The organism is Pseudarthrobacter sp. AL07, assembly GCF_029960665.1.
Lineage (GTDB): Bacteria > Actinomycetota > Actinomycetes > Actinomycetales > Micrococcaceae > Arthrobacter.
Genome location: NZ_JASBRB010000001.1, coordinates 303,234 through 321,422 on the forward strand (window position 1 = coordinate 303,234; position 18,189 = coordinate 321,422).

17 protein-coding genes are annotated in these 18,189 nt (G+C 66.7%); 12 read left to right on the forward strand and 5 right to left on the reverse strand.

Annotated elements, in window-relative coordinates:
- Window positions 1-54 precede the first annotated feature (54 nt).
- Both QK290_RS01405 and QK290_RS01410 read right to left on the reverse strand, forming a co-directional pair.
- Window positions 55-687, reverse strand: coding sequence for an isochorismatase family protein (locus tag QK290_RS01405; protein WP_282328967.1), 633 nt, complete (start codon window positions 685-687; stop codon window positions 55-57).
- A complete protein-coding gene (locus tag QK290_RS01410) occupies window positions 687-2,015 on the reverse strand; it encodes a nicotinate phosphoribosyltransferase (protein ID WP_282328968.1) in 1,329 nt (442 codons plus the stop codon). The genes QK290_RS01405 and QK290_RS01410 overlap by 1 nt, the downstream gene beginning before the upstream one ends.
- A 96-nt stretch (window positions 2,016-2,111) precedes the next feature.
- Between QK290_RS01410 and clpS the strand changes: the two genes are divergently transcribed.
- The 6 genes from clpS (at window position 2,112) to rdgB (ending at window position 6,523) form a co-directional block, all read left to right on the forward strand.
- A complete protein-coding gene (clpS, locus tag QK290_RS01415) occupies window positions 2,112-2,504 on the forward strand; it encodes an ATP-dependent Clp protease adapter ClpS (protein WP_282328969.1) in 393 nt (130 codons plus the stop codon).
- Window positions 2,497-3,063 (forward strand): DUF2017 domain-containing protein, encoded by a 567-nt coding sequence (locus tag QK290_RS01420; protein WP_282328970.1) that lies wholly within the window; start codon window positions 2,497-2,499, stop codon window positions 3,061-3,063. The genes clpS and QK290_RS01420 overlap by 8 nt, the downstream gene beginning before the upstream one ends.
- A gap of 69 nt (window positions 3,064-3,132) precedes the next feature.
- Window positions 3,133-4,200 (forward strand): glutamate racemase, encoded by a 1,068-nt coding sequence (murI, locus tag QK290_RS01425; protein WP_282328971.1) that lies wholly within the window; start codon window positions 3,133-3,135, stop codon window positions 4,198-4,200.
- On the forward strand, window positions 4,197-4,994 hold the full coding sequence (locus QK290_RS01430) for an MBL fold metallo-hydrolase (RefSeq protein ID WP_282328972.1): 798 nt from the start codon (window positions 4,197-4,199) through the stop codon (window positions 4,992-4,994). Before murI ends, QK290_RS01430 begins: the two co-directional genes overlap by 4 nt.
- Before the next feature lie 87 nt (window positions 4,995-5,081).
- Window positions 5,082-5,840, forward strand: coding sequence for a ribonuclease PH (rph, locus tag QK290_RS01435; protein ID WP_282328973.1), 759 nt, complete (start codon window positions 5,082-5,084; stop codon window positions 5,838-5,840).
- Between the two features lie 26 nt (window positions 5,841-5,866).
- On the forward strand, window positions 5,867-6,523 hold the full coding sequence (rdgB, locus tag QK290_RS01440; protein WP_282329073.1) for an RdgB/HAM1 family non-canonical purine NTP pyrophosphatase: 657 nt from the start codon (window positions 5,867-5,869) through the stop codon (window positions 6,521-6,523).
- Between the two features lie 101 nt (window positions 6,524-6,624).
- Here rdgB and QK290_RS01445 read toward each other — a convergent pair whose 3' ends face one another.
- Complete coding sequence (locus tag QK290_RS01445) at window positions 6,625-7,398, reverse strand: VTT domain-containing protein (protein WP_282329074.1); 774 nt, start codon at window positions 7,396-7,398, stop codon at window positions 6,625-6,627.
- Window positions 7,399-7,576: 178 nt separating this feature from the next.
- Between QK290_RS01445 and QK290_RS01450 the strand changes: the two genes are divergently transcribed.
- Complete coding sequence (locus QK290_RS01450; protein ID WP_282328974.1) at window positions 7,577-8,569, forward strand: exonuclease domain-containing protein; 993 nt, start codon at window positions 7,577-7,579, stop codon at window positions 8,567-8,569.
- A gap of 125 nt (window positions 8,570-8,694) precedes the next feature.
- Complete coding sequence (locus QK290_RS01455; RefSeq protein WP_282328975.1) at window positions 8,695-9,213, forward strand: DUF4395 domain-containing protein; 519 nt, start codon at window positions 8,695-8,697, stop codon at window positions 9,211-9,213.
- Here the strand turns inward: QK290_RS01455 and QK290_RS01460 are convergent.
- Window positions 9,200-10,282: an ADP-ribosylglycohydrolase family protein gene (locus QK290_RS01460; RefSeq protein WP_282328976.1), complete on the reverse strand. Its 1,083-nt coding sequence runs from the start codon at window positions 10,280-10,282 to the stop codon at window positions 9,200-9,202. The two genes, QK290_RS01455 and QK290_RS01460, sit on opposite strands and share 14 nt — an antisense overlap.
- A 144-nt stretch (window positions 10,283-10,426) precedes the next feature.
- Here QK290_RS01460 and QK290_RS01465 point away from each other — a divergent pair, with 144 nt between their 5' ends.
- The 4 genes from QK290_RS01465 to QK290_RS01480 all read left to right on the forward strand — a co-directional run bounded on the left by QK290_RS01465 (window position 10,427) and on the right by QK290_RS01480 (window position 17,256).
- Window positions 10,427-11,437: an aquaporin gene (locus tag QK290_RS01465; protein WP_282328977.1), complete on the forward strand. Its 1,011-nt coding sequence runs from the start codon at window positions 10,427-10,429 to the stop codon at window positions 11,435-11,437.
- Between the two features lie 71 nt (window positions 11,438-11,508).
- Entirely contained in the window at window positions 11,509-12,690 is a 1,182-nt protein-coding gene (locus QK290_RS01470) for an exonuclease SbcCD subunit D (protein WP_282328978.1), read from the forward strand.
- The gene (locus tag QK290_RS01475; RefSeq protein ID WP_282328979.1) at window positions 12,687-15,764 is read left to right on the forward strand and encodes an SMC family ATPase; all 3,078 of its coding nucleotides are present in this window, start codon (window positions 12,687-12,689) and stop codon (window positions 15,762-15,764) included. Before QK290_RS01470 ends, QK290_RS01475 begins: the two co-directional genes overlap by 4 nt.
- 112 nt (window positions 15,765-15,876) lie before the next feature.
- Window positions 15,877-17,256 carry an MFS transporter gene (locus QK290_RS01480; protein WP_282328980.1) on the forward strand — a complete coding sequence of 460 codons (1,380 nt, stop codon included), beginning with the start codon at window positions 15,877-15,879 and terminating at the stop codon, window positions 17,254-17,256.
- Window positions 17,257-17,299: 43 nt separating this feature from the next.
- Here QK290_RS01480 and QK290_RS01485 read toward each other — a convergent pair whose 3' ends face one another.
- Window positions 17,300-18,025 (reverse strand): helix-turn-helix domain-containing protein, encoded by a 726-nt coding sequence (locus tag QK290_RS01485; protein WP_282328981.1) that lies wholly within the window; start codon window positions 18,023-18,025, stop codon window positions 17,300-17,302.
- Window positions 18,026-18,189 lie beyond the last annotated feature (164 nt).

Genomic DNA, 18,189 nt, shown 5'->3' on the forward strand with positions numbered 1-18,189 from the left:
GCATCCCGGGCCATGCTTGTTATTGGTCCTGGATCAGGCGGCTGGTGCCAGGCGTCAGGAGACTTCGACGCCGCCGAGCTCCATCTCCGCGACGGCATCCTCCAGGTCCTCGGCGATGCCGGCGGTCAGTGAACGGATGACCGTGACGGAGTAGCCGGCCTGGACCGCATCCAGCGAGGTCGCCATCACGCAGTAGTCGGTGGCAATCCCCACGACGACAACGTCCTCCACATCGTGGCTTTGCAGCCAGTCGTCCAGCCCGATGGCGTTCTCCGGCGGCGCGTAGGCAGCTGCGTCAGCGGGCATGGCACCAGGCTGGCGTTCCCCGGTGGGGACGGCGTCCTCAGGGGCCAGCAGGCCCTCAAAGCCGGAATACGCCGCGGTGAACTGGCCCTTCTGGAAGTAGGCCTGAATGTATTCGGTGTCCAGGTCCGGATGGAGTTCGGCTCCGCGCGTGCCGGCCACACAGTGCCGGGGCCAGCTGTCCTTGAGGTCGGGCGTGTCGGAAAAATGAGCCCCGGGATCGATGTGCCAGTCCTGGGTGGCAATAATGTGGTCGAACTCGTTGTGGTGGGCGTCCACGTACTCGCTGATGGCCCCGGCAGTATCGGCACCCCCGGCCACGGCCAGGGAGCCGCCCTCGCAGAAGTCGTTCTGCACGTCAACGATGATCAGGGCGCGGGACATCAGTTCTCCTCGTAGATGGTGGGGATGGCAGGCTCGCCGCGCTGCAGGCGGTTGACGACGCCGGGCAGTTCGGCCATGGTGTCCGCGTGCCGCTGGCGGGCGCGGACCACACCCTCGTGTCCGGTCCAGCCCGGCAGCAGTTCGCCGTTCTTCATAAACTGCTGAAGCAGTGGACGGTCGTTGCCGTCGTCTTCGGGACGGTGGCCGATGCCCACAATTTCCTGGGTAGCAACCCCCCGCTCGTTGAGCTTGCGCAGTGCGTACTTCCGTCCGCCCTTGCTGGTTTTGTTCTTGGCCGCCTTCGCCACGGAGACGAAGTTGCCCGCGTCGTCGGTCCGGCTGACGAGCTTGTAGACCATGCTCGCTGTGGGTGCCCCCGAGCCGGTAACCAGGGATGTGCCCACCCCGTACGAATCCACCGGCGCCGACTGCAGAGCGGCGATGGCGAACTCGTCCAGGTCCGAGGTAACCACAATCTTGGTGTTCACATTGCCGAGCTCGTCCAACAGCTGCCGGACCCACTGGGCCTGGGCCACGAGGTCCCCGGAGTCCAGCCGGACGCCGCCCAGTTTGGGCCCCGCCAACTCGACGGCGGCACGCACCGCCGCTTCGACGTCGTACGTGTCCACGAGCAGCGAGGTGCCGGGACCGAGGGCAGCGATCTGCGCCTCAAAGGCGTCCCGCTCGGTGTCATGCAGGAGTGTGAAGGAGTGCGCGGCGGTGCCCACCGTTTTGATGCCGTAGCGGATGCCGGCCTCAAGGTTGGAAGTGCTGTCGAAACCGGCGATGACGGCGGCGCGGGCGGCCCCGGCTGCGGATTCCTCGTGCGTGCGGCGGGACCCCATCTCGATGCAGGGCCGGTTGCCGGCCGCGGTGATCATGCGGGATGCGGCGGATGCGATGGCACTGTCATGGTTCAGGACCGAGAGCAGGTAGGTCTCCAGCATGCAGGCTTCGGCAAACGTTGATTCGACAATCAGGATGGGGGAGTTGGGGAAGTACGCCTCGCCCTCCGGGTAGCCCCAGATGTCACCGGAAAACCGGTAGGTCGCCAGGTAGTCCAGGGTGTCCTGGTTGACTACGCCGGTCCGGGCCAGGAACTCCAGTTCCGCTTCGCCGAACCGGAAGTCGGCGATGCCTTCCAGCAGCCGGCCAGTTCCCGCCACAATCCCGTACCGCCGGCCGTCGGGCAGGCGCCGGGCAAAGGCCTCGAAGACGGACCGGCGGTGCGCGGCGCCCGAATGCAGCGACGCCTGCAGCATGGTCAGTTCGTAGTGGTCTGTGTAAAAGGACGTGCGGGGATGGTCCCAGCCGGCGGAGGTACTCACGAAATTCACTCTAGTCCCCACCGGCTCCCCCGTCTCGCTTCGCTTCGCCGCGGGGCCCTCGCCGGCGTGGGCCCATACTCGCCATAGAATGGACAGATGACCTTAAGTGTTGCGCTCGGCCCTGATACACAGGAGGGCACCCGGACCGGGACAGAGGCGTCCACCGACTCCCTGACTGCCCCGGACATCCCGTGGAACCTGGTGATCTGGAACGATCCCGTCAACCTGATGAGCTATGTCAGCTATGTTTTCCAAAGCTATTTCGGCTACTCCGAGTCCAAAGCCAACAAGCTAATGATGGAAGTCCATAAAAAGGGCCGATCCATTGTTGCCCACGGCAGCAAGGAACAGGTGGAGCGGCATGCCGTGGCCATGCACGGTTTCGGCCTCTGGGCCACCGTGGAGAAGGCCGCCGGCGGGAATGGTGGAAACTCCAGAAACACAGGAAAGTCCGGCGGGTCCGGGCAGGGCAAGGGGAAACGTGGCTAAGGCATTCAAGTACGGGCTCAAGGGCATCACCGGGTTCCTGGAGCCAGCCGAACGGGAACTGCTCCGCAGCCTGATGGATGATGTCATCTCCATGCTCCAGCCGGCCGAGCACGCCAGCCAGGATCCGCTGGCCGCCCTGATCGGACTGGACATGGATGTCCAGGAACCGACGGACCGTGCGGTTAAGCGGTTGCTGCCCAACGTGATGAACAACGACGACGGTGCGTCCCTGGAGTTCCGCCAGCTCACCGAGCGCTCCTTGCGGGAAACCAAGATCGGCGCGCTGCGCGCCGCCGCGCTGGACCTGGACAAAGACGAGGTGGTCCTCACCGCAGAAGGAGCCAGGCTCTGGTCCATGGCATTGAATGACGTGCGCCTGGTGCTGGCGGAGCGCCTGGACATCCGGGATGAAGAGGACGCCCAACACGTGCATTTGATGCAGGACTGGTCCCAGGCCGAGGACGTGGAAAGCTACCTCGCCCTGGTGTACAACTTCACCACGTGGCTGCAGGAATCCCTGGTCCAGGCCATGCTCCAGTCCCTGGGTTCCCGGGCCTGACCTGCTGTCCAGTTCCGGAATATTACCCCCAATGTGACAAATTTGACATGAGTCGGGCGCCACAATGTGATGAATGCGGCCCCGGGGAAGACCTATCCTCGAATAATCATGACTACAGCCTCGAGCATGGATCCGTCAGTCGCAGTCGCATCGGACTCCCCAGCCAGCAGCACCACCGGCCAGGTGGGGTCCCGCCCCATCGGCGTCTTTGATTCCGGTGTCGGCGGACTGACAGTGGCCCGTTCCATCATCGACCAGCTCCCCAACGAGTCCATCCTCTATGTGGGGGATACCGCCAACGGGCCCTACGGGCCGTTGCCCATCGCTGAAGTCCGCGCGAACGCACTCGGCGTGATGGACGAACTGGTGGACTCCGGCGTCAAGCTGCTGACCATTGCCTGCAACTCGGCGTCGGCCGCAGTCCTGCGGGACGCCCGGGAGCGGTACACCGCGAAGTATGGCATTCCCGTCATCGAGGTGATCCAGCCGGCCGTCCGGCGGGCTGTCGCCGCTACCAGGAGCGGGCGTGTCGGCGTCATCGGTACTTCTGCCACCGTTGGTTCACGGGCTTATGAAGACACGTTTGCCGCCGCGCCGGATCTGGCGATCACATCCGTGGCCTGCCCGGAGTTCGTGAGCTACGTGGAGGCCGGGATCACCACCGGACCCGCCCTGCTGGCCATCGCCGAAGAATACCTGGCTCCGCTGAAAGCAGCCGGCGTGGACACGGTGGTCCTGGGCTGCACGCACTATCCACTGCTGACCGGCGTCATTTCCTTCGTGATGGGCGACGCCGTCACGCTGGTGTCCAGCGCCGAGGAAACGGCCAAGGACGTGTATCGGGCCCTTGTCACGCACGACCTGCAGCGCACCGCCGTGTCACCCCCGGAACACCACTTCATCGCCACCGGTGACGCTGGCCAGTTCGAAACGCTGGCCCGCCGGTTCCTGGGTCCGGAGGTCCTGTCCGTCCGGCACGTGGACCACGTGGCGGCCCAGTACCCCACCGGCAGCCTGGCGAGGATCACCCCCGAGATGATCGCTGCCGCGCAGGCCGCCAGCGCCCGGCAGCCGTCGTCGGGACCCAGGATTTCGAACTTTGTAGGCGCCCACCGGACCGGAGGTCCTGTCCTGTGAAGCTCACCATCGTCGGCTGCACCGGCTCCTTTCCCGGCCCCGGCTCGCCGGCGTCCTGTTACCTCCTGACCGCCAACGACGGCGAGCGGACCTGGAAGATCGTGATGGATCTGGGCAGCGGAGCGCTGGGCGCCATCCAGCGCTACACAGACCTTGAAGACATCGACGCGATCTTCCTCACCCACCTGCACCCGGACCACTGCATGGACCTGTGCGGGCTGCACGTGGCGGTCCGCTGGAAGCCCGGCGGCTGGGGACGCGGCAGGATTCCGGTCTGGGGGCCGGCCGCGACGGCTGACCGGATGGCCACCGCCTACGGCCTGGAGCTGGATCCGGGGATGCACGAGGAATTCGACTTTACGAACTGGACCGAACGGGAGTCCGTCACTGTGGGGCCGTTCACGGTGACGCCCTTTGCGGTGAACCACCCCGTGGAGGAGGCCTACGCCCTGCGGGTGGAAGTGACCGAACCGGACAAGCAGGGCAACCTGGTCAGCCGGGTCCTGACATATTCCGGGGACACCGATTCCTGTGCCGGGCTGGAGGAAGCGGCAAAGGACGCTGACCTGTTCCTGTGCGAGGCCGCGTTTGAAGAAGGCCGCGACGATGACATCAAGGATGTCCACCTGACCGGAAAGCGCGCCGGTCAGGCGGCTGAGAGCGCAGGCGCACGCCGGCTGCTGCTCACGCACATCCCCGTCTGGACGTCGCCCACCACTGTTATGGCCGAAGCGCGCCCCGTATTCGGCGGCGATGTCGCCGTAGCCGTGGCCGGTGTGCACTACACCGTCTGATCCAATGCTTCCCGGGTCCGCCGCCCTGCGTGGTTGGCTGCCCCGGCTGCGGCGGGACTGCTCGCCGCGAGTCGATAAGCTAAAGGCATGACTTCTGAAGCAACCGCAGTGCCCGTAGTGCGTGCCGATGGCCGCGCCCCCGACCAGCTCCGCCCCATCAGCATCACCCGCGGATGGTCCAAGCAGGCCGAGGGATCTGCCCTCATCGAGTTCGGCAACACCAGGGTCCTGTGCACGGCTTCCCTGACGGCGGGAGTGCCGCGCTGGCTCAAGGGTGAAGGCCGCGGCTGGGTCACCGCCGAGTACGCCATGCTTCCCCGGGCCACCAACACCCGTTCCGACCGCGAATCGGTCAGGGGGAAAATCGGTGGGCGGACTCACGAGATTTCCCGGCTGATCGGACGCTCGCTGCGTTCCATCATTGACACCAAGGCCCTGGGAGAAAACACGATTGTCCTGGACTGCGACGTCCTCCAGGCCGACGGCGGAACCCGCACCGCGGCCATTACCGGCGCCTACGTGGCACTGGCTGACGCCATCCGGTTCGCCCGCGACAACAAACTGATCGCCCGGAACGCCCAGCCTCTGATCGACACGATCGCAGCCGTTTCGGTGGGGATCATCGACGGCGTGCCTATGCTGGACCTGCCCTACGTTGAGGACGTCCGCGCCGAAACCGACATGAACGTGGTGGTCACCGGCTCCGGGAAGTTCGTGGAAGTCCAGGGCACCGCTGAGGGCGCACCCTTCGACCGCGCCGAGCTGGACCAGCTGCTGGACCTTGCCCTCCTGGGCACCACGGCGCTGGCGGCGATCCAGCGCGAAACTCTGGCAGACGCACTGTGAACCCGAACACCGTGAACAGCAACGCCATGAACGCTGAATCCGCTAGCGCGCCCGTGCTTCGCCTCGTCCTGGCCACGCACAACAAGGGCAAGCTCAAGGAGCTCCGCGAGTTGCTGCGCGGACAGGTCCCCGGGCTCGACGTCGACACCCAGGTAGTGGACGCCGCGGCGGCAGGTGCGCCTGACGTCGTCGAAACCGGTGTCACGTTCGCCGAGAATTCACTGTTGAAGGCGCGGGCCGTGGCCGAAGCCACGGGCCTGGTGGCCATTGCCGATGATTCGGGGCTGGCTGTGGACGTGCTGGGCGGGGCACCGGGAATCTTTTCCGCCCGCTGGTCTGGCCGGCACGGCGATGACGCCGCCAACCTGAGGCTCCTGCTGGACCAGCTCGCGGATGTCCCGGACGGGCACCGGGGGGCCGCGTTTGTCTGCGCAGCGGCCCTGGCGGTTCCGGGACCCGGTGCCGGGAGCAGCGAAGTGGTGGAGTACGGCCAGCTTGAGGGGACCCTGCTGCGCGAACCTCGTGGTGAGGGCGGCTTTGGTTACGACCCCGTGCTGCAGCCGGCCGGCGAGGACCGCAGCTGCGCTGAATTGTCGGCGGCTGAAAAGAACGCGATCAGCCACCGAGGGCAGGCCTTCCGGGCCCTCCTGCCGGCCATTGTCGACGCGCTGGCGCGGCGGTAAGGCCGTTCCGGAAACGCCTTAACAGCGAAGGGAGCCCCACCATGGTGGGGCTCCCTTCGCTTTGCCTTGGCTGCAGCGCCGCCCAGCAGCGCTGCAGGGAGTTAGTCCAGGTTCGTCTTGCGCTCTTCGTGGGGAGCGTGTTCTTCGATGAATTCGTCGACGGCATCGGTGCCGAATCTGGCGGCCTGGCGCTTGGCCGAGAGGCCGCGGAGTACTTCGATGCCGATCGGAATCACGGACACCAGCACAATGACGATAAAGATGATGTCCAGGTTCTCCCGGACCCACGGGACCCTGTCACCGAGCAGGTAGCCCAACAATGTGACGCCGCTGCCCCACAGGACCGCGCCGATCACGTTGAACAGGAAGAACTTTTTCTTGTCCATCCGGGCCACGCCGACGATCACAGGCACGAAGGTCCTGATGATCGGCACGAAGCGGGCCAGGATCAGGGCCTTGCCGCCGTGCTTTTCGAAGAAAGCGTGGGCGTTCTCGACGTTTTCGCGCTTAAAGAGGCGGGAGTTCGGCTTGTTGAAGATGGCCGGGCCGGCCTTGGAGCCGATCAGGTAGCCGGTCTGGTTGCCGATGATGGCGGAAATAGTGATCAGGAGCGCCAGGAGCCAGACATTGAACTGGATGGTGTCCGTTGCCACCAGCAGCCCTGCCGTGAACAGCATCGAGTCCCCGGGAAGAAAGAATCCCACCAGCAGGCCCGTCTCCGCGAAGACAATTCCGCAGACCAGCAGCACCACCCAGGGCGCTAGTGCGGGATCGGCCAGGAAAATCTGGGGGTTCAGCCAGTCGGGCAGGAAGGAGGCCAGCTGCGGCTGGACCGGTCCTGCACCACCCAGCATGGGCGCGGCAAGGTCGCTGATCGCAAGAAAGTTCACCTCCTCAGGGTACTTGACGCACCTGGGCGTCCCTGTTGCATCAGCACCTCACGCTGCGGCGGGCGGTTCCCCAACCCCGCCACCCGGCGTCGAGCGCGTGATCTGCGCGACAGGGCCGCCCCGGTGACACGGAGCGGCCATGTCCGGCGGTAAAGTATGGGCCGTGGGTTTGGACTTTACGGCGATCGACTTCGAGACGGCCAATGGCTTCCGGGGTTCACCGTGCGCTGTTGGCCTGACGAAAGTCCGGGGCGGGCGCGTGGTGGATGAGGCGTCGTGGCTGATGCGTCCGCCGGTCAACCACGACCACTTCGAGTACCACAACGTCAGGGTCCATGGCATCAAGGCTACGGACGTGGCCGGCCGTCCCCGTTTCGGTGAGCTGTTCCCGGAGATTGGTGCCTTTATCGGCAGCGACATCCTGGCGGCGCATAACGCGGCCTTTGACCTGGGCGTGATCCGGTCCGGGCTTGAGGTCTCCGGCCTGCCCGGGCCTGCCTACGATTACGTCTGCACGGTGATGCTGGCCCGGCGCTGCTACTCCCTGGTCTCCAATTCCTTGCCGTTCGCCGCGGAGGAAGCCGGCGTGCCGCTGGTCAACCATCACGACGCCGCAGAGGACGCCCGGGCCTGCGCCGGCATCCTGATCGATATCGCTGCGCGGAACAATGCCAACAGCATTGCCGAGCTCTACCTGTCGCTGGGTCTGATCCTGCCGCATCAGGCGGCTTTTGACCCGGCGCACGATGTCCTGTCCAAAGCCAGCCTTACTGCACTTGCCGGCGCCGCTGGGGGAAACAGCGCAGCGCTGGTCCGCCCGCTCGTGTCCGGGTGGCCGGAGGAGGGCGAGAACCCAGTGCCCAATGCCGACGCCGAACCCTCCCACCCGCTGTATGGCCAGACCGTTGTCTTCACCGGCGAGCTCGCCATGGCCCGGCCGGAAGCGAAGGTGCGTTCGGCCGAGCTGGGTGCCCGGCCGGAAAGCCGGGTGACGGCCCGCACCACGGTGCTGGTGGTGGGTGACGGCTTTGTGGCCGCGGACCTGCGGTCCGGCAGGCTGACCGGCAAGGCCCGGCGTGTCCTGGAGCTCCACGATCGCGGCCAGCCCATTGAAGTGCTCTCCGAAGGCGAGTTCCTGCAGATGGTGGGCGGCTGAGCAGCACGCTTTGTCCGCATGCGGTGATTCCGGCTGCACGGATCCGGCCCTGCGTTTATCCGGCCCTGCGTTCATCCGGCGCAACAAATCTTCCCTGCGGCGTGCCTGGCTCCTAGCCTTGCAGGATGAGCAAACTAACGGACGGCCAAACAACCGGAATCAACTGGTCCGCCGTGTTCGCCTTTCCCAACCCCGTCAATGAATACGCGGCCCGGATCACCGCCGGCCTGGTGGTGCTCCTCGCGGGCGCCACACTGCTGAGCGGGTCCGTGTGGGGACTGGTGCTGATTGCCGCCGGCTTCTGGCTGCGGGTGCTCTTCGGCCCACGGATTTCGCCGCTGGCCCTGCTCTCCGTCAAGGTCCTGGCACCCCGGCTGGGCCGCGTTCGCCTGGTTCCCGGACCGCCCAAGCGTTTTGCCCAGGGCATGGGGACTGTAGTCTCCACCACGGCGCTGATCCTGTTCCTTGCCGGCGCCGCCCCGGCAGCGTGGATTATGCTCGCGGTACTCATAGCGGCTGCCTCGCTGGAGGCCTTCGCCGGATTCTGCCTGGGCTGCGTTATCTTCGGAGTGCTCCAGCGCCGGGGCCTGATCCCGGAGGACATCTGCGAGGCCTGCAACAATCTCCAGCTTAGGCGGACGTAACGCCCACCAGCAGATCGGCCATGCCGCGGATAACGTCCGGTCCTTCGAGGGCATCGAGCCACTCCGGGGGCAGGCACTCTTCGCCGTAGTAGGCGCCCAGGATGTTTCCCGCGATGGATCCCGTGGTATCGCTGGCGCCGCTGTGGTTGACGGCCAGCGCCACGGCTGCCCGGAAATGGTCTTCCGGCGACAGTGTGGAGTCCGCATCCGGCGCTGTGGCCAGGACAGCGTAAAGCCCGACGGCGAACGCCTCCTCCGCGACCCAGCCCCCGCCGAGCTGCCGAACCAGTTCCTCCGGCGACAGGACGCCTGTTCCCGCACAGCGGATGGCCGCTTCAAGCCGCTCGGGAAGTTCCGCCGCCACATCCTTCAGGCCACGCACCTCCTCCACGACCGCCGCTGCCGCGTCCGCCAGCGTATCACCGGCCACCAGGCGGTGGATCAGCAGGCTGAAGCTGCCGGCACTTTGCCGTGCGGACGGATGACCGTGCGTCAGGGAGGCGGCGTCGGCACTCAACTTATAGACGGCGTCGGACCCTATGTAGGGAATCAGGCCGAACGGTGCCGACCTCATCACCGTTCCGCGATCCTTCGAATCCGGGTTCACCGGCCGGTAAACCGTGCCCATCTCCCCGGTGGCCAACCCGCTGGTACACGCGTTTCCCGGAGCGCGGCGGTGCCTCAGGACCTCATGGCCGTCGATCCACCGCGGCGGCTGCGCCGGGGCCTGCGGCGGTAAGGACTCACCCTGGGTGGCCAACCAGCGGAGATAGGCCAGCCACACGCAGGCGTTCGCGTCGGCACCCACGCCGTCATTGGCCCATTCGAGCACCTCCACCAGCCCGTCCACGGTGTACAGCGTCAGCTGCGTGTCGTCCGAAAAGTGACTGCCGCCGTCGAGCCCTGCCAGGTCCGTCAGGCCCGCCGGGCCGAAGCGCCGGCGGATGGCCTCGATCGAGACGGACTCCACCGCGTAGCCCAGCGAGTCGCCCAAGGCGCCGCCCAGGAGGCAGCCGTGGATGCGGGACTTCAGCGGGGGTGCGGCAACGGCGCCCGGTTCGATGCTCATGACAGTAAATTTACCGCGCGGGCGGCGGTGGAACTCGCCGGGGGTGCCACGCCGTCCGTCCACTAAGCTCGGATTCAGCCAACGCCCAGAATCCCTTCGCAGAATGCAAAGGCACCAAACCCCAACGATAAGGATTTCCCCACCATGACCACGCCTGTGCCCGTCCACCGTGATCCCGCCTCCGGGCTGACTGCCGGCAGCGGTGGCGAAATCCGGCACGGGCTTGTGTCCAGGCTGTCTGCGGAAGCCTTTGGCAGCCTTTTCATCGTGGTGGCAGGCCTGGGCGTCCCGCTGTTCTCCATCCCGCAGTCCAGCCCGCTGCCGGCCGCGCTCGCAGCAGGCCTGGCAGTGACCGCGGCGATGCTGGCCTTCGGCTACGTTTCCGGCGGACACTTCAACCCGGCGGTGACCGTTGGCCACGCCGTCGCCGGCCGGATCCGGCTCGGTGACGCCGCCGCGTACATCGGCGCGCAACTGGTGGGCGCGCTCCTGGGCGCCCTCGCACTCTTTGGCATCCTGCGGACGCTGCCCGGCATCCAGGACAGCCGAACGGCGTTCGACACCGTGACCGCCGGATTCGGCGAACATTCCATCATCCAGGCGCCCCTCGCCGGCGTGCTCCTGCTGGAAGTACTTGGGGCCGCCATCCTGGTTGCAGTCTTCCTGGGCACCACTGCGCGCAACAACGTCAACAAGTCGGCAGCCGCCGTAGCTGTGGGCCTTGCCTTCGCCGTCCTGCTGCAGCTGGGCCTGTCCGTGGGCAATGCGCCGTTCAACCCCGCCCGCGCTACGGCCTCGGCCCTCTTCAGCTCCAGCTGGTCCCTTGAGCAGCTGTGGCTCTTCTGGGTGGCTCCCTTGGCGGGCGCGGCCATCGCCGGGCTGGTCTTCCGTGGTTTCGCCGACCCTGTTGTTTCCGTAACTGCCTTGGCCGCTGGCGGGTCAGCGCCTGACGACAGCGACGCCGACGACGTTGAGGATTTTGACGACGAGGATGTTGAGGTCGATGCCGACGTCGCCGATGAGGCCGCTACGGTGCCTGCCACGGCAGCTGCCACGGCAGCTGCCCCGGTGAAGGCCGCACCGGTTCATTCCACCGCGGACCAGCCGGACAGCCGCGACGAGGCCCAGGACTTCTTCGACGGAAAGCGCGGCTAACCGGCCTGGCCGGGCCACGGACTGTTGCGGCGGTGTCCTAAACTGTCGGTGGCAGCCGCTAGCGTAAGAATATGCGGTTATTACACACATCGGACTGGCACTTGGGCAGGTCCTTCCATGGCGTCGGGATGCTGGACGCCCAACGGTCATTTGTTGATCAGCTCGTCGGCGCCGTCACCGAAAACGCGGTTGATGTTGTCCTGATTGCCGGCGACGTCTATGACCGCGCCCTGCCCGGCGTCGACGTGGTGGGGCTGTTGGATGATGCCTTGGTGCGACTGACAGCGGCCGGTGCCACGGTGGTGCTGACATCAGGCAACCACGACTCCGCCATCCGGCTGGGCTTCGCTTCCCGGCTGCTGGAACGTGGCGGCGTCCACCTGCGGACCAGGCTGGCAGACCTGGACCAGCCAGTTGTACTGCCGCTGGGAGCGGGTGACCGCGCTGATCCTGGCGCAGTCCTGGCCATCTATGGAATCCCCTGGCTGGAACCGCGCCTCGTCGCCGAACAACTCGGCGCAGAAACCGCCAGCCATTTCGAAGTCACCCGCGCCGCCACTGACCGCATCCGGGCGGACCTCGCGCAGCGCAACGCTGCGGGAACGGTTCATTCGGTGGTCCTCGCCCACACGTTCGCCAGCGGCGGGATCAGCTCAGACAGCGAGCGGGACCTCAGCATCGGGGGAGTCGGAGCCGTGCCCCTGGACCTGTTCGACGGGTTCAGCTACACCGCGCTGGGGCACCTGCACGGCCGGCAGACGCTGTCGCCGCAGGTCAGGTACTCGGGATCGCCCCTGGCCTACTCTTTCTCCGAAGCCAAGCACACCAAGGGAAGCTGGCTGATCGACGTCGGCCCGGACGGTGTGACCGGTGTATCGGAACTGACGTGGGAAGCCCCGCGGAAGCTGGCCGTGCTCCGCGGCGGAATCTCGGAACTCCTGGAGTCCGCAGAGCATTCCTGGGCCGAAGGGGCGTACTGCCAGATCACGCTTACGGATGAGCAGCGGCCCGGGCAGGCCATGGAGCGGCTGCGGGTCCGTTTTCCGGACACGCTGGTCCTCGGGTTTGATCCACAGGGCGGCGCCGTCAAGGCGTCCAAAAGCTACAGCAGCCGGCTCGCCGAAGCCCGGGATGATCTCTCGCTCTGCTGCGGATTCCTCGATCACGTGCGGGGGCGGGACGCGGACGACGCCGAGCAGTCGGCTATCGCCGCGGCGCTGGATAACGTCCGCCTCAGGGAGGCATCGCTATGAGGATCCACCGCCTTGTCATCTCCGCCTTCGGGCCCTTTGCGGGCACCGAGGAAATCGACTTCGACAGGTTGAGTGCCCACGGACTCTTCCTCCTCAACGGACCTACCGGAGCAGGGAAGACCAGCGTGCTGGACGCTGTCTGCTTTGCGCTGTACGGATCCGTGCCGGGGGCGCGCCAGGACGGCAAACGCCTGCGCAGCGATCATGCCGAGCCTTCGCTGGAGCCTGCGGTCACCTGCGAGTTTTCCGCCCAGGGCCGCCACTTCGAAGTCACCAGGTCGCCGGCTTGGGATAAACCCAGTGCCCGGGGAAAGAACGGCTTCACCACACAGCAGGCCAAAACGCTCCTCCGGGAACGCCTCAGCGGAACGTGGACGGAGAGATCCGGACGCAATGATGAAGCCGGCGCTGAAATCATCGCCCTGCTCGGAATGGACCGGGAACAGTTCACCCGAGTGGTGATGCTGCCGCAGGGCGATTTTGCCGCCTTCCTGCGGTCCAAGGCAGCCGATCGCCTGGAACTGCTGCAGAAACTCTTTGGCACCCAGCGGTTCGAAGCCCTGGAACAGGAGCTGTCGGCGCAGGCCCAGGCCGCGCGGAGCGATGTTGCCCGGCTGAACGCAGAGCTTGAGCTGCTGGCGGCGCGGGCCGAAGCCGAGGCCGCTGCGCTGGCCATTGATGATTTGCCGGCTCCTGCCCAGGAGGAGCCGGCGGACCGGATCGAATGGCTGCAGGAAACCGTGGCCCACCGCGCAGTCGAGCTGGCTGCGGCGGCGGACGCCGCAGCGGCCGTCAGCAGGCACTCGTCAGACCGGCTGGAGAACGAATCCGCGCGGCGGGAGCGCCACCGCAAGCTGGCAGCCGCCGAGGCCCGGAAGGCCGCCGCTGAGGCAATCCTGCCATCCCTGGAGCTCCATGGCGCCCGGCTCGAACAACACCGCCGCGCCGAGGTGCTCACCGGTCAGCTGCAGGCTGTCCAGTCCAGCCAGACCCAGGTCCGGCACGCCGCGGGAGCCCTGGAATCCGCCATCACACTGCTGCGGATGGCCGCGGATGAAGACCCCGAACTGGGCCAGCTGGACCTCGGTGCCATGGAGGCAGACCACGGCGATGCCGGGCTCTCCGCCGCCGCGGCACTTGACGTTGCGGGTGAGCTCAGCCGCCTCAGGTCACTGTTGGCCGTTGTGGAAGCCAGGTTGCCGGATGAGGAACGCCTTCAATCACTGGTTGCCAGGCGCGCCTCGCTCACCACGAAGCAGCAGGAACTCACCCAAAAGGACATTGACCTTGGCGTTTCGCTGCAGGGTCTCCGCGCGGAGCAGGAAACCCTGACGGCAGGCCTGGAGCCACTGACGGAACTGGCATCAGCAGCCACGCTCCATGACAAGGAAGCCGCTGCGGCCGGGGAGCTTCTTGACGTCGTCCGGCGCTGCGCGGCTGCACGCGCGGCGCAGGCGCTCGCCACGGAGCGCCACTCGGCGTCCCGGGAGATCCAGCTCGAGAAGAAACTCCGTTGGCTGGACCTGCGCGAGGAAAGACTCGCCAATGCCGCCGCGGAACTCGCCGCCCAGCTGGCCGAGGGCGAGGCCTGCCCCGTTTGCGGCAGTGCGGACCATCCGGCTCCCGCGGCGGCTGGGGCGTCAGCGCTGGGCCTCAGCCAGGCCGAGGAGGCTGCCCAGCACGAGCATGAGGCCGCAGAGACAAAACTGGCAGCGCGGGCCCGCGAGTTGGGCGACGCGAACCAGTTGGTGGCTGTCCTTGAAGGCCAGGGCGGGGACATGCCCGAAGCGGATGCGCTTGCGGCCTTCGAGTCCGCCCGCACGGCCGCCGGCGAGTCGCAGCTGGCGGTGAAAAACCTTGCGGACCTCCGGCAGCAGCTTGAGGCCGCGGAGGTCCGAAATGCGGCAGCGGATTCCGCCAGGCACAGCGCAGCAGCCGAACTCGCGCGGGTCACCGCTGAATTGTCGGGACTGGCGGACCAGCTGGCGTCCCTGGACAGCGCACTCTCTGCGCTGCGAGGCGGTCACCGCAGCCTCACTCAGCGGCTGCGGGCGCTGCAGGATGCCGCCGCTACGGTGGAGAAGGCCGTGGAGGCCCAGGCATTGCTCAGCAGAGCCAAAGCCAGGGCCGAGGAAGCACGGATCCAGCTTGACCTGGCGTTACCGGACGCCGGCTTCGGCTCGGCGGAGGTGGCCCGCGCACAGCTTCTTTCGAATGCTGATGCTGCTGCCTTGCAGGCCGAGGTCCGGGCCGGCCAGGACGAACAGGCGCGGATTGCCGAGCTGTTCGCATCCGAGGATCTGCTGCTTGCACTGACTGAAGAGGCCGCCCATCCCGTGGTGGACGAAGCCCTCCTCGCTGACCTGCAGGACGCCGCGGAGAAGGCCGGACAGGAAGCACGGGCTGCCGATCTCGCCGCCGGCATGGCCGCGCGCTGTGTGGAGGCGCTAGCGGCTGTCCGCAGCGACTACCAACAACTGGCCGGTTCTGGGCGCGTTCCCAGGGAACGCGCCCAGCTGCTGACAGCCCTGGCTGATACCGCGGCCGGCCGTGGAGACAACACCTACCGTATGAGCCTGAACAGCTACGTCCTCGCGGCACGGCTCGAACAGGTGGCCTTGGCTGCCTCCGAACGGCTAGTCGCCATGAGCGATGGCCGCTACCTGCTCCAGCATTCAGACGCCAAGGCCGCGCGCGGCGCAAAATCCGGGCTGGGGCTGGAAGTGGTGGACCAGTGGACCGGTCACCGCCGGGATACCTCTACGCTTTCCGGTGGCGAATCCTTTATGGCGTCCCTGTCCCTCGCCCTGGGGCTGGCAGACGTTGTGCAGCAGGAATCCGGTGGCATCCAGATCGAGACGCTTTTTGTAGACGAAGGTTTCGGCAGCCTGGACGAACAGTCCCTGGAACAGGTCATGGATGCCCTCGAAGGCCTTCGTGACGGCGGCCGCGTTGTGGGTCTGGTCAGCCATGTGGGGGAGATGAAACAGCGCATCGGAACCCAACTCCAGGTCCTCAAGGGTCGGAACGGTTCCACGCTCCGTATTTCCGACGCCGCCGAGGCGCTGGTGTGACTGCGGCCATGCCGGTCTGGACTGGGCCAAACCGGCCTATATGATTGAACAGTTACCGGGTCGCGCGCATCGGGAGGAGGGACGATGCGCATTACTGAACGAGCCCGTTACCTTGAAATCTTCAGCAATGTCCTCCCTGTCCGTTTCCCTGGAAGCGCCGGTCTCTGCCGGCGCCGGCGCTCCCGACACTGTCCATCCCGACACTGTCCATCCCGACACTGTCCATCCCGACACTGCCCGTCCCAACAATGCGCCGGCGTCCGCTGCGCTGGCTCCGCCCACGGGTCGGTTCGCCAGGCTCCCGCACCTCGCCGGCCGCAGCTTTATCCCCCTGGGCCTGTTCGCCCGGCTGCCCCTGGCCATGCTGACCGTCGGTGCCCTGACCCTCGTCACGTCCGTGACCGGCTCCTACGCGCTGGGCGGCACGGCCGCGGGTGCCGTGGGGATCGGCTCGGCTCTCGGCGCCCCCGTCTTTGGTTCCCTCGCAGACCGCAGGGGGCAGCGGCCCGTCCTCCTGGTTGCGTCGGTGCTCAATGCCTTGGCCGTCCTTGGGCTGATCGGCACGGCCTGGGCCGCGCCCGACGCCGGGTCCTTTCCCGTAGCCGTAATCGCCGCAGCGTTCCTCGCCGGTGCCAGCTGCCCGCAGGTAGGGCCGTTGGCCAGGGTGCGCTGGATGGCGCTCACTTCGCGGGGCAAGGAAGCGATGGACAACCGGGACCTTGATACGGCCCTGTCCTACGAGGGCACCGCCGATGAACTGACGTTTGTCCTGGGACCGGCCCTAGTGGGAATTTTGGCCAGCCTGGTGGCCCCTTGGCTGCCGTTGGCTCTTGCTGCAGCCATGACCATCACGCTGGTGCCCGCCTTTGCCATGCACTCCACCCACAAGGCGGTTCCCGTAAGCCGGGGCTCCGCGGCCTCGCGCAAGGCAGCCAGAATTCCCGCCGTCGTCGCACTGCCCGTCCTGGCGATGGTGGCCATGGGCACCTTCTTTGGGTCCGCCCAGACGTCCTTGAGCTCGTTCTCTGCGAGTTTCGCCTCCTCTGAAATCGCCGGACTGCTGTATGCGGTCATGGGATTGAGTTCTGCCGCCGCAGCCCTGTCCGTGGCGTACTGGCCCCAGCGCTTCACGCCGGCGGCCCGGTGGCTGGTCAGCGCGGCACTGATGACGGTGCTTGCGTTGCTGCTTCTGGTGCCGGGATCGTTGGGCGGCATGGTGGTGGTGCTGCTGGTCCTCGGATTGCCGGTGGGTCCCGTGATGGTCACGGTCTTCGCGATCGGAAGCGTGGTGGCGCCGGTGGAACGGCTGGGGACCGTGATGACGGCTCTGGCCAGCGGTATCGTGGCGGGCACCGCACTGGGGGCCGCGGTTGGTGGCCAGCTCGCGCAGGCCCACGGCTACCACACCGCGTTCGTTGTGCCTGTGGTTGCTGCTGGCGGCCTGCTGGTGCTTGGTGCTGCGGCCGCAGTCATTCTCCGCAAACGCCACTGATCGGCGCCGGTCGGTGGTCACGGCCAGACGGGGTATGCCGTGGTCAGCCCAGCTGGGCCTCAATGCGCCCGGCGCCCGCCACCAGCGCCGCGGCGATTTCGTCCGGATTCTGGGCTCCCCGGATATAGACGACGGCCAGCGCGGCCGGCCGGCCGGCAGGGACCCGGACCGGGACAGCCACGGAGGAGACTCCGCGTATGACTTCATCGTGGCTGGCGGCAAAGCCCAGTTGCCGCGCGGTTCCCGCCTCGGGCCGGTAGGGGATTCCGGGCGCGGCCGCATGCCAGTCAGCTTCTGAATACGCTGACTGGATCGCAATTCCGGGGGCACCGGCGCTGATTGGATGCCGGGAGCCAGGGTGCTGGACAATCGCGGCGCCGGTATGCCTCGGGTCCACGGTGACGATGGTGACACAGTCGTCGCGGTCCCAGACGGCCACAAAGGCACTCATGGCCAGGGCATTGGCGAGTTGGGTCAGCTCCGGCAAGGCCGCCGTTTGGAGATCGCGGGCCACGCCCCGCGCCAGGACGGCAAGCCCGGGCCCTGGCTGGACTCTGCCGGCGTCATCGCGCACCAGCAAGGAGTGATCCTCCAGGGTCCGCAGGATCCGGTAGGCCACGGAGCGGTGGACCCCCATGGCGTCGGCAAGCTCCGCAATGGTCAACGGCGCCTGCGCCGCGGCCAGTATTTCCAGTGCCCGGATTCCGCGCGACAGGGTCTGGGAAGGGGAAGCCTGAGCTGCTTTGGAGGGGACTGCGGTGGGCGTCATGGATTCCATCCTAGGCGTCTGCGCCGGCCCTGCCCGTGCACCATGACGTTGCTTCCCGCACCCGGACGGTGTGCTGATTCTCGAAAAAGCTGTGTGTTGATTCCGAAATAGAAGTTCAACTATGGAATTGATCCGCACGAAGATTCAAGAAAAGTCGTGCGTTT

What these genes read in the sequence shown, in the direction of transcription:
- QK290_RS01405 (WP_282328967.1), bottom strand. Translation starts at nt 687, where the DNA reads ATGTCCCGCGCCCTGATCATCGTTGACGTGCAGAACGACTTCTGCGAG.
- clpS (WP_282328969.1), top strand. Translation starts at nt 2,112, where the DNA reads ATGACCTTAAGTGTTGCGCTCGGCCCTGATACACAGGAGGGCACCCGG.
- murI (WP_282328971.1), top strand. Translation starts at nt 3,133, where the DNA reads ATGAATGCGGCCCCGGGGAAGACCTATCCTCGAATAATCATGACTACA.
- rph (WP_282328973.1), top strand. Translation starts at nt 5,082, where the DNA reads ATGACTTCTGAAGCAACCGCAGTGCCCGTAGTGCGTGCCGATGGCCGC.
- rdgB (WP_282329073.1), top strand. Translation starts at nt 5,867, where the DNA reads ATGAACGCTGAATCCGCTAGCGCGCCCGTGCTTCGCCTCGTCCTGGCC.
- QK290_RS01455 (WP_282328975.1), top strand. Translation starts at nt 8,695, where the DNA reads ATGAGCAAACTAACGGACGGCCAAACAACCGGAATCAACTGGTCCGCC.
- QK290_RS01460 (WP_282328976.1), bottom strand. Translation starts at nt 10,282, where the DNA reads ATGAGCATCGAACCGGGCGCCGTTGCCGCACCCCCGCTGAAGTCCCGC.
- QK290_RS01465 (WP_282328977.1), top strand. Translation starts at nt 10,427, where the DNA reads ATGACCACGCCTGTGCCCGTCCACCGTGATCCCGCCTCCGGGCTGACT.
- QK290_RS01470 (WP_282328978.1), top strand. Translation starts at nt 11,509, where the DNA reads ATGCGGTTATTACACACATCGGACTGGCACTTGGGCAGGTCCTTCCAT.
- QK290_RS01475 (WP_282328979.1), top strand. Translation starts at nt 12,687, where the DNA reads ATGAGGATCCACCGCCTTGTCATCTCCGCCTTCGGGCCCTTTGCGGGC.
- QK290_RS01485 (WP_282328981.1), bottom strand. Translation starts at nt 18,025, where the DNA reads ATGACGCCCACCGCAGTCCCCTCCAAAGCAGCTCAGGCTTCCCCTTCC.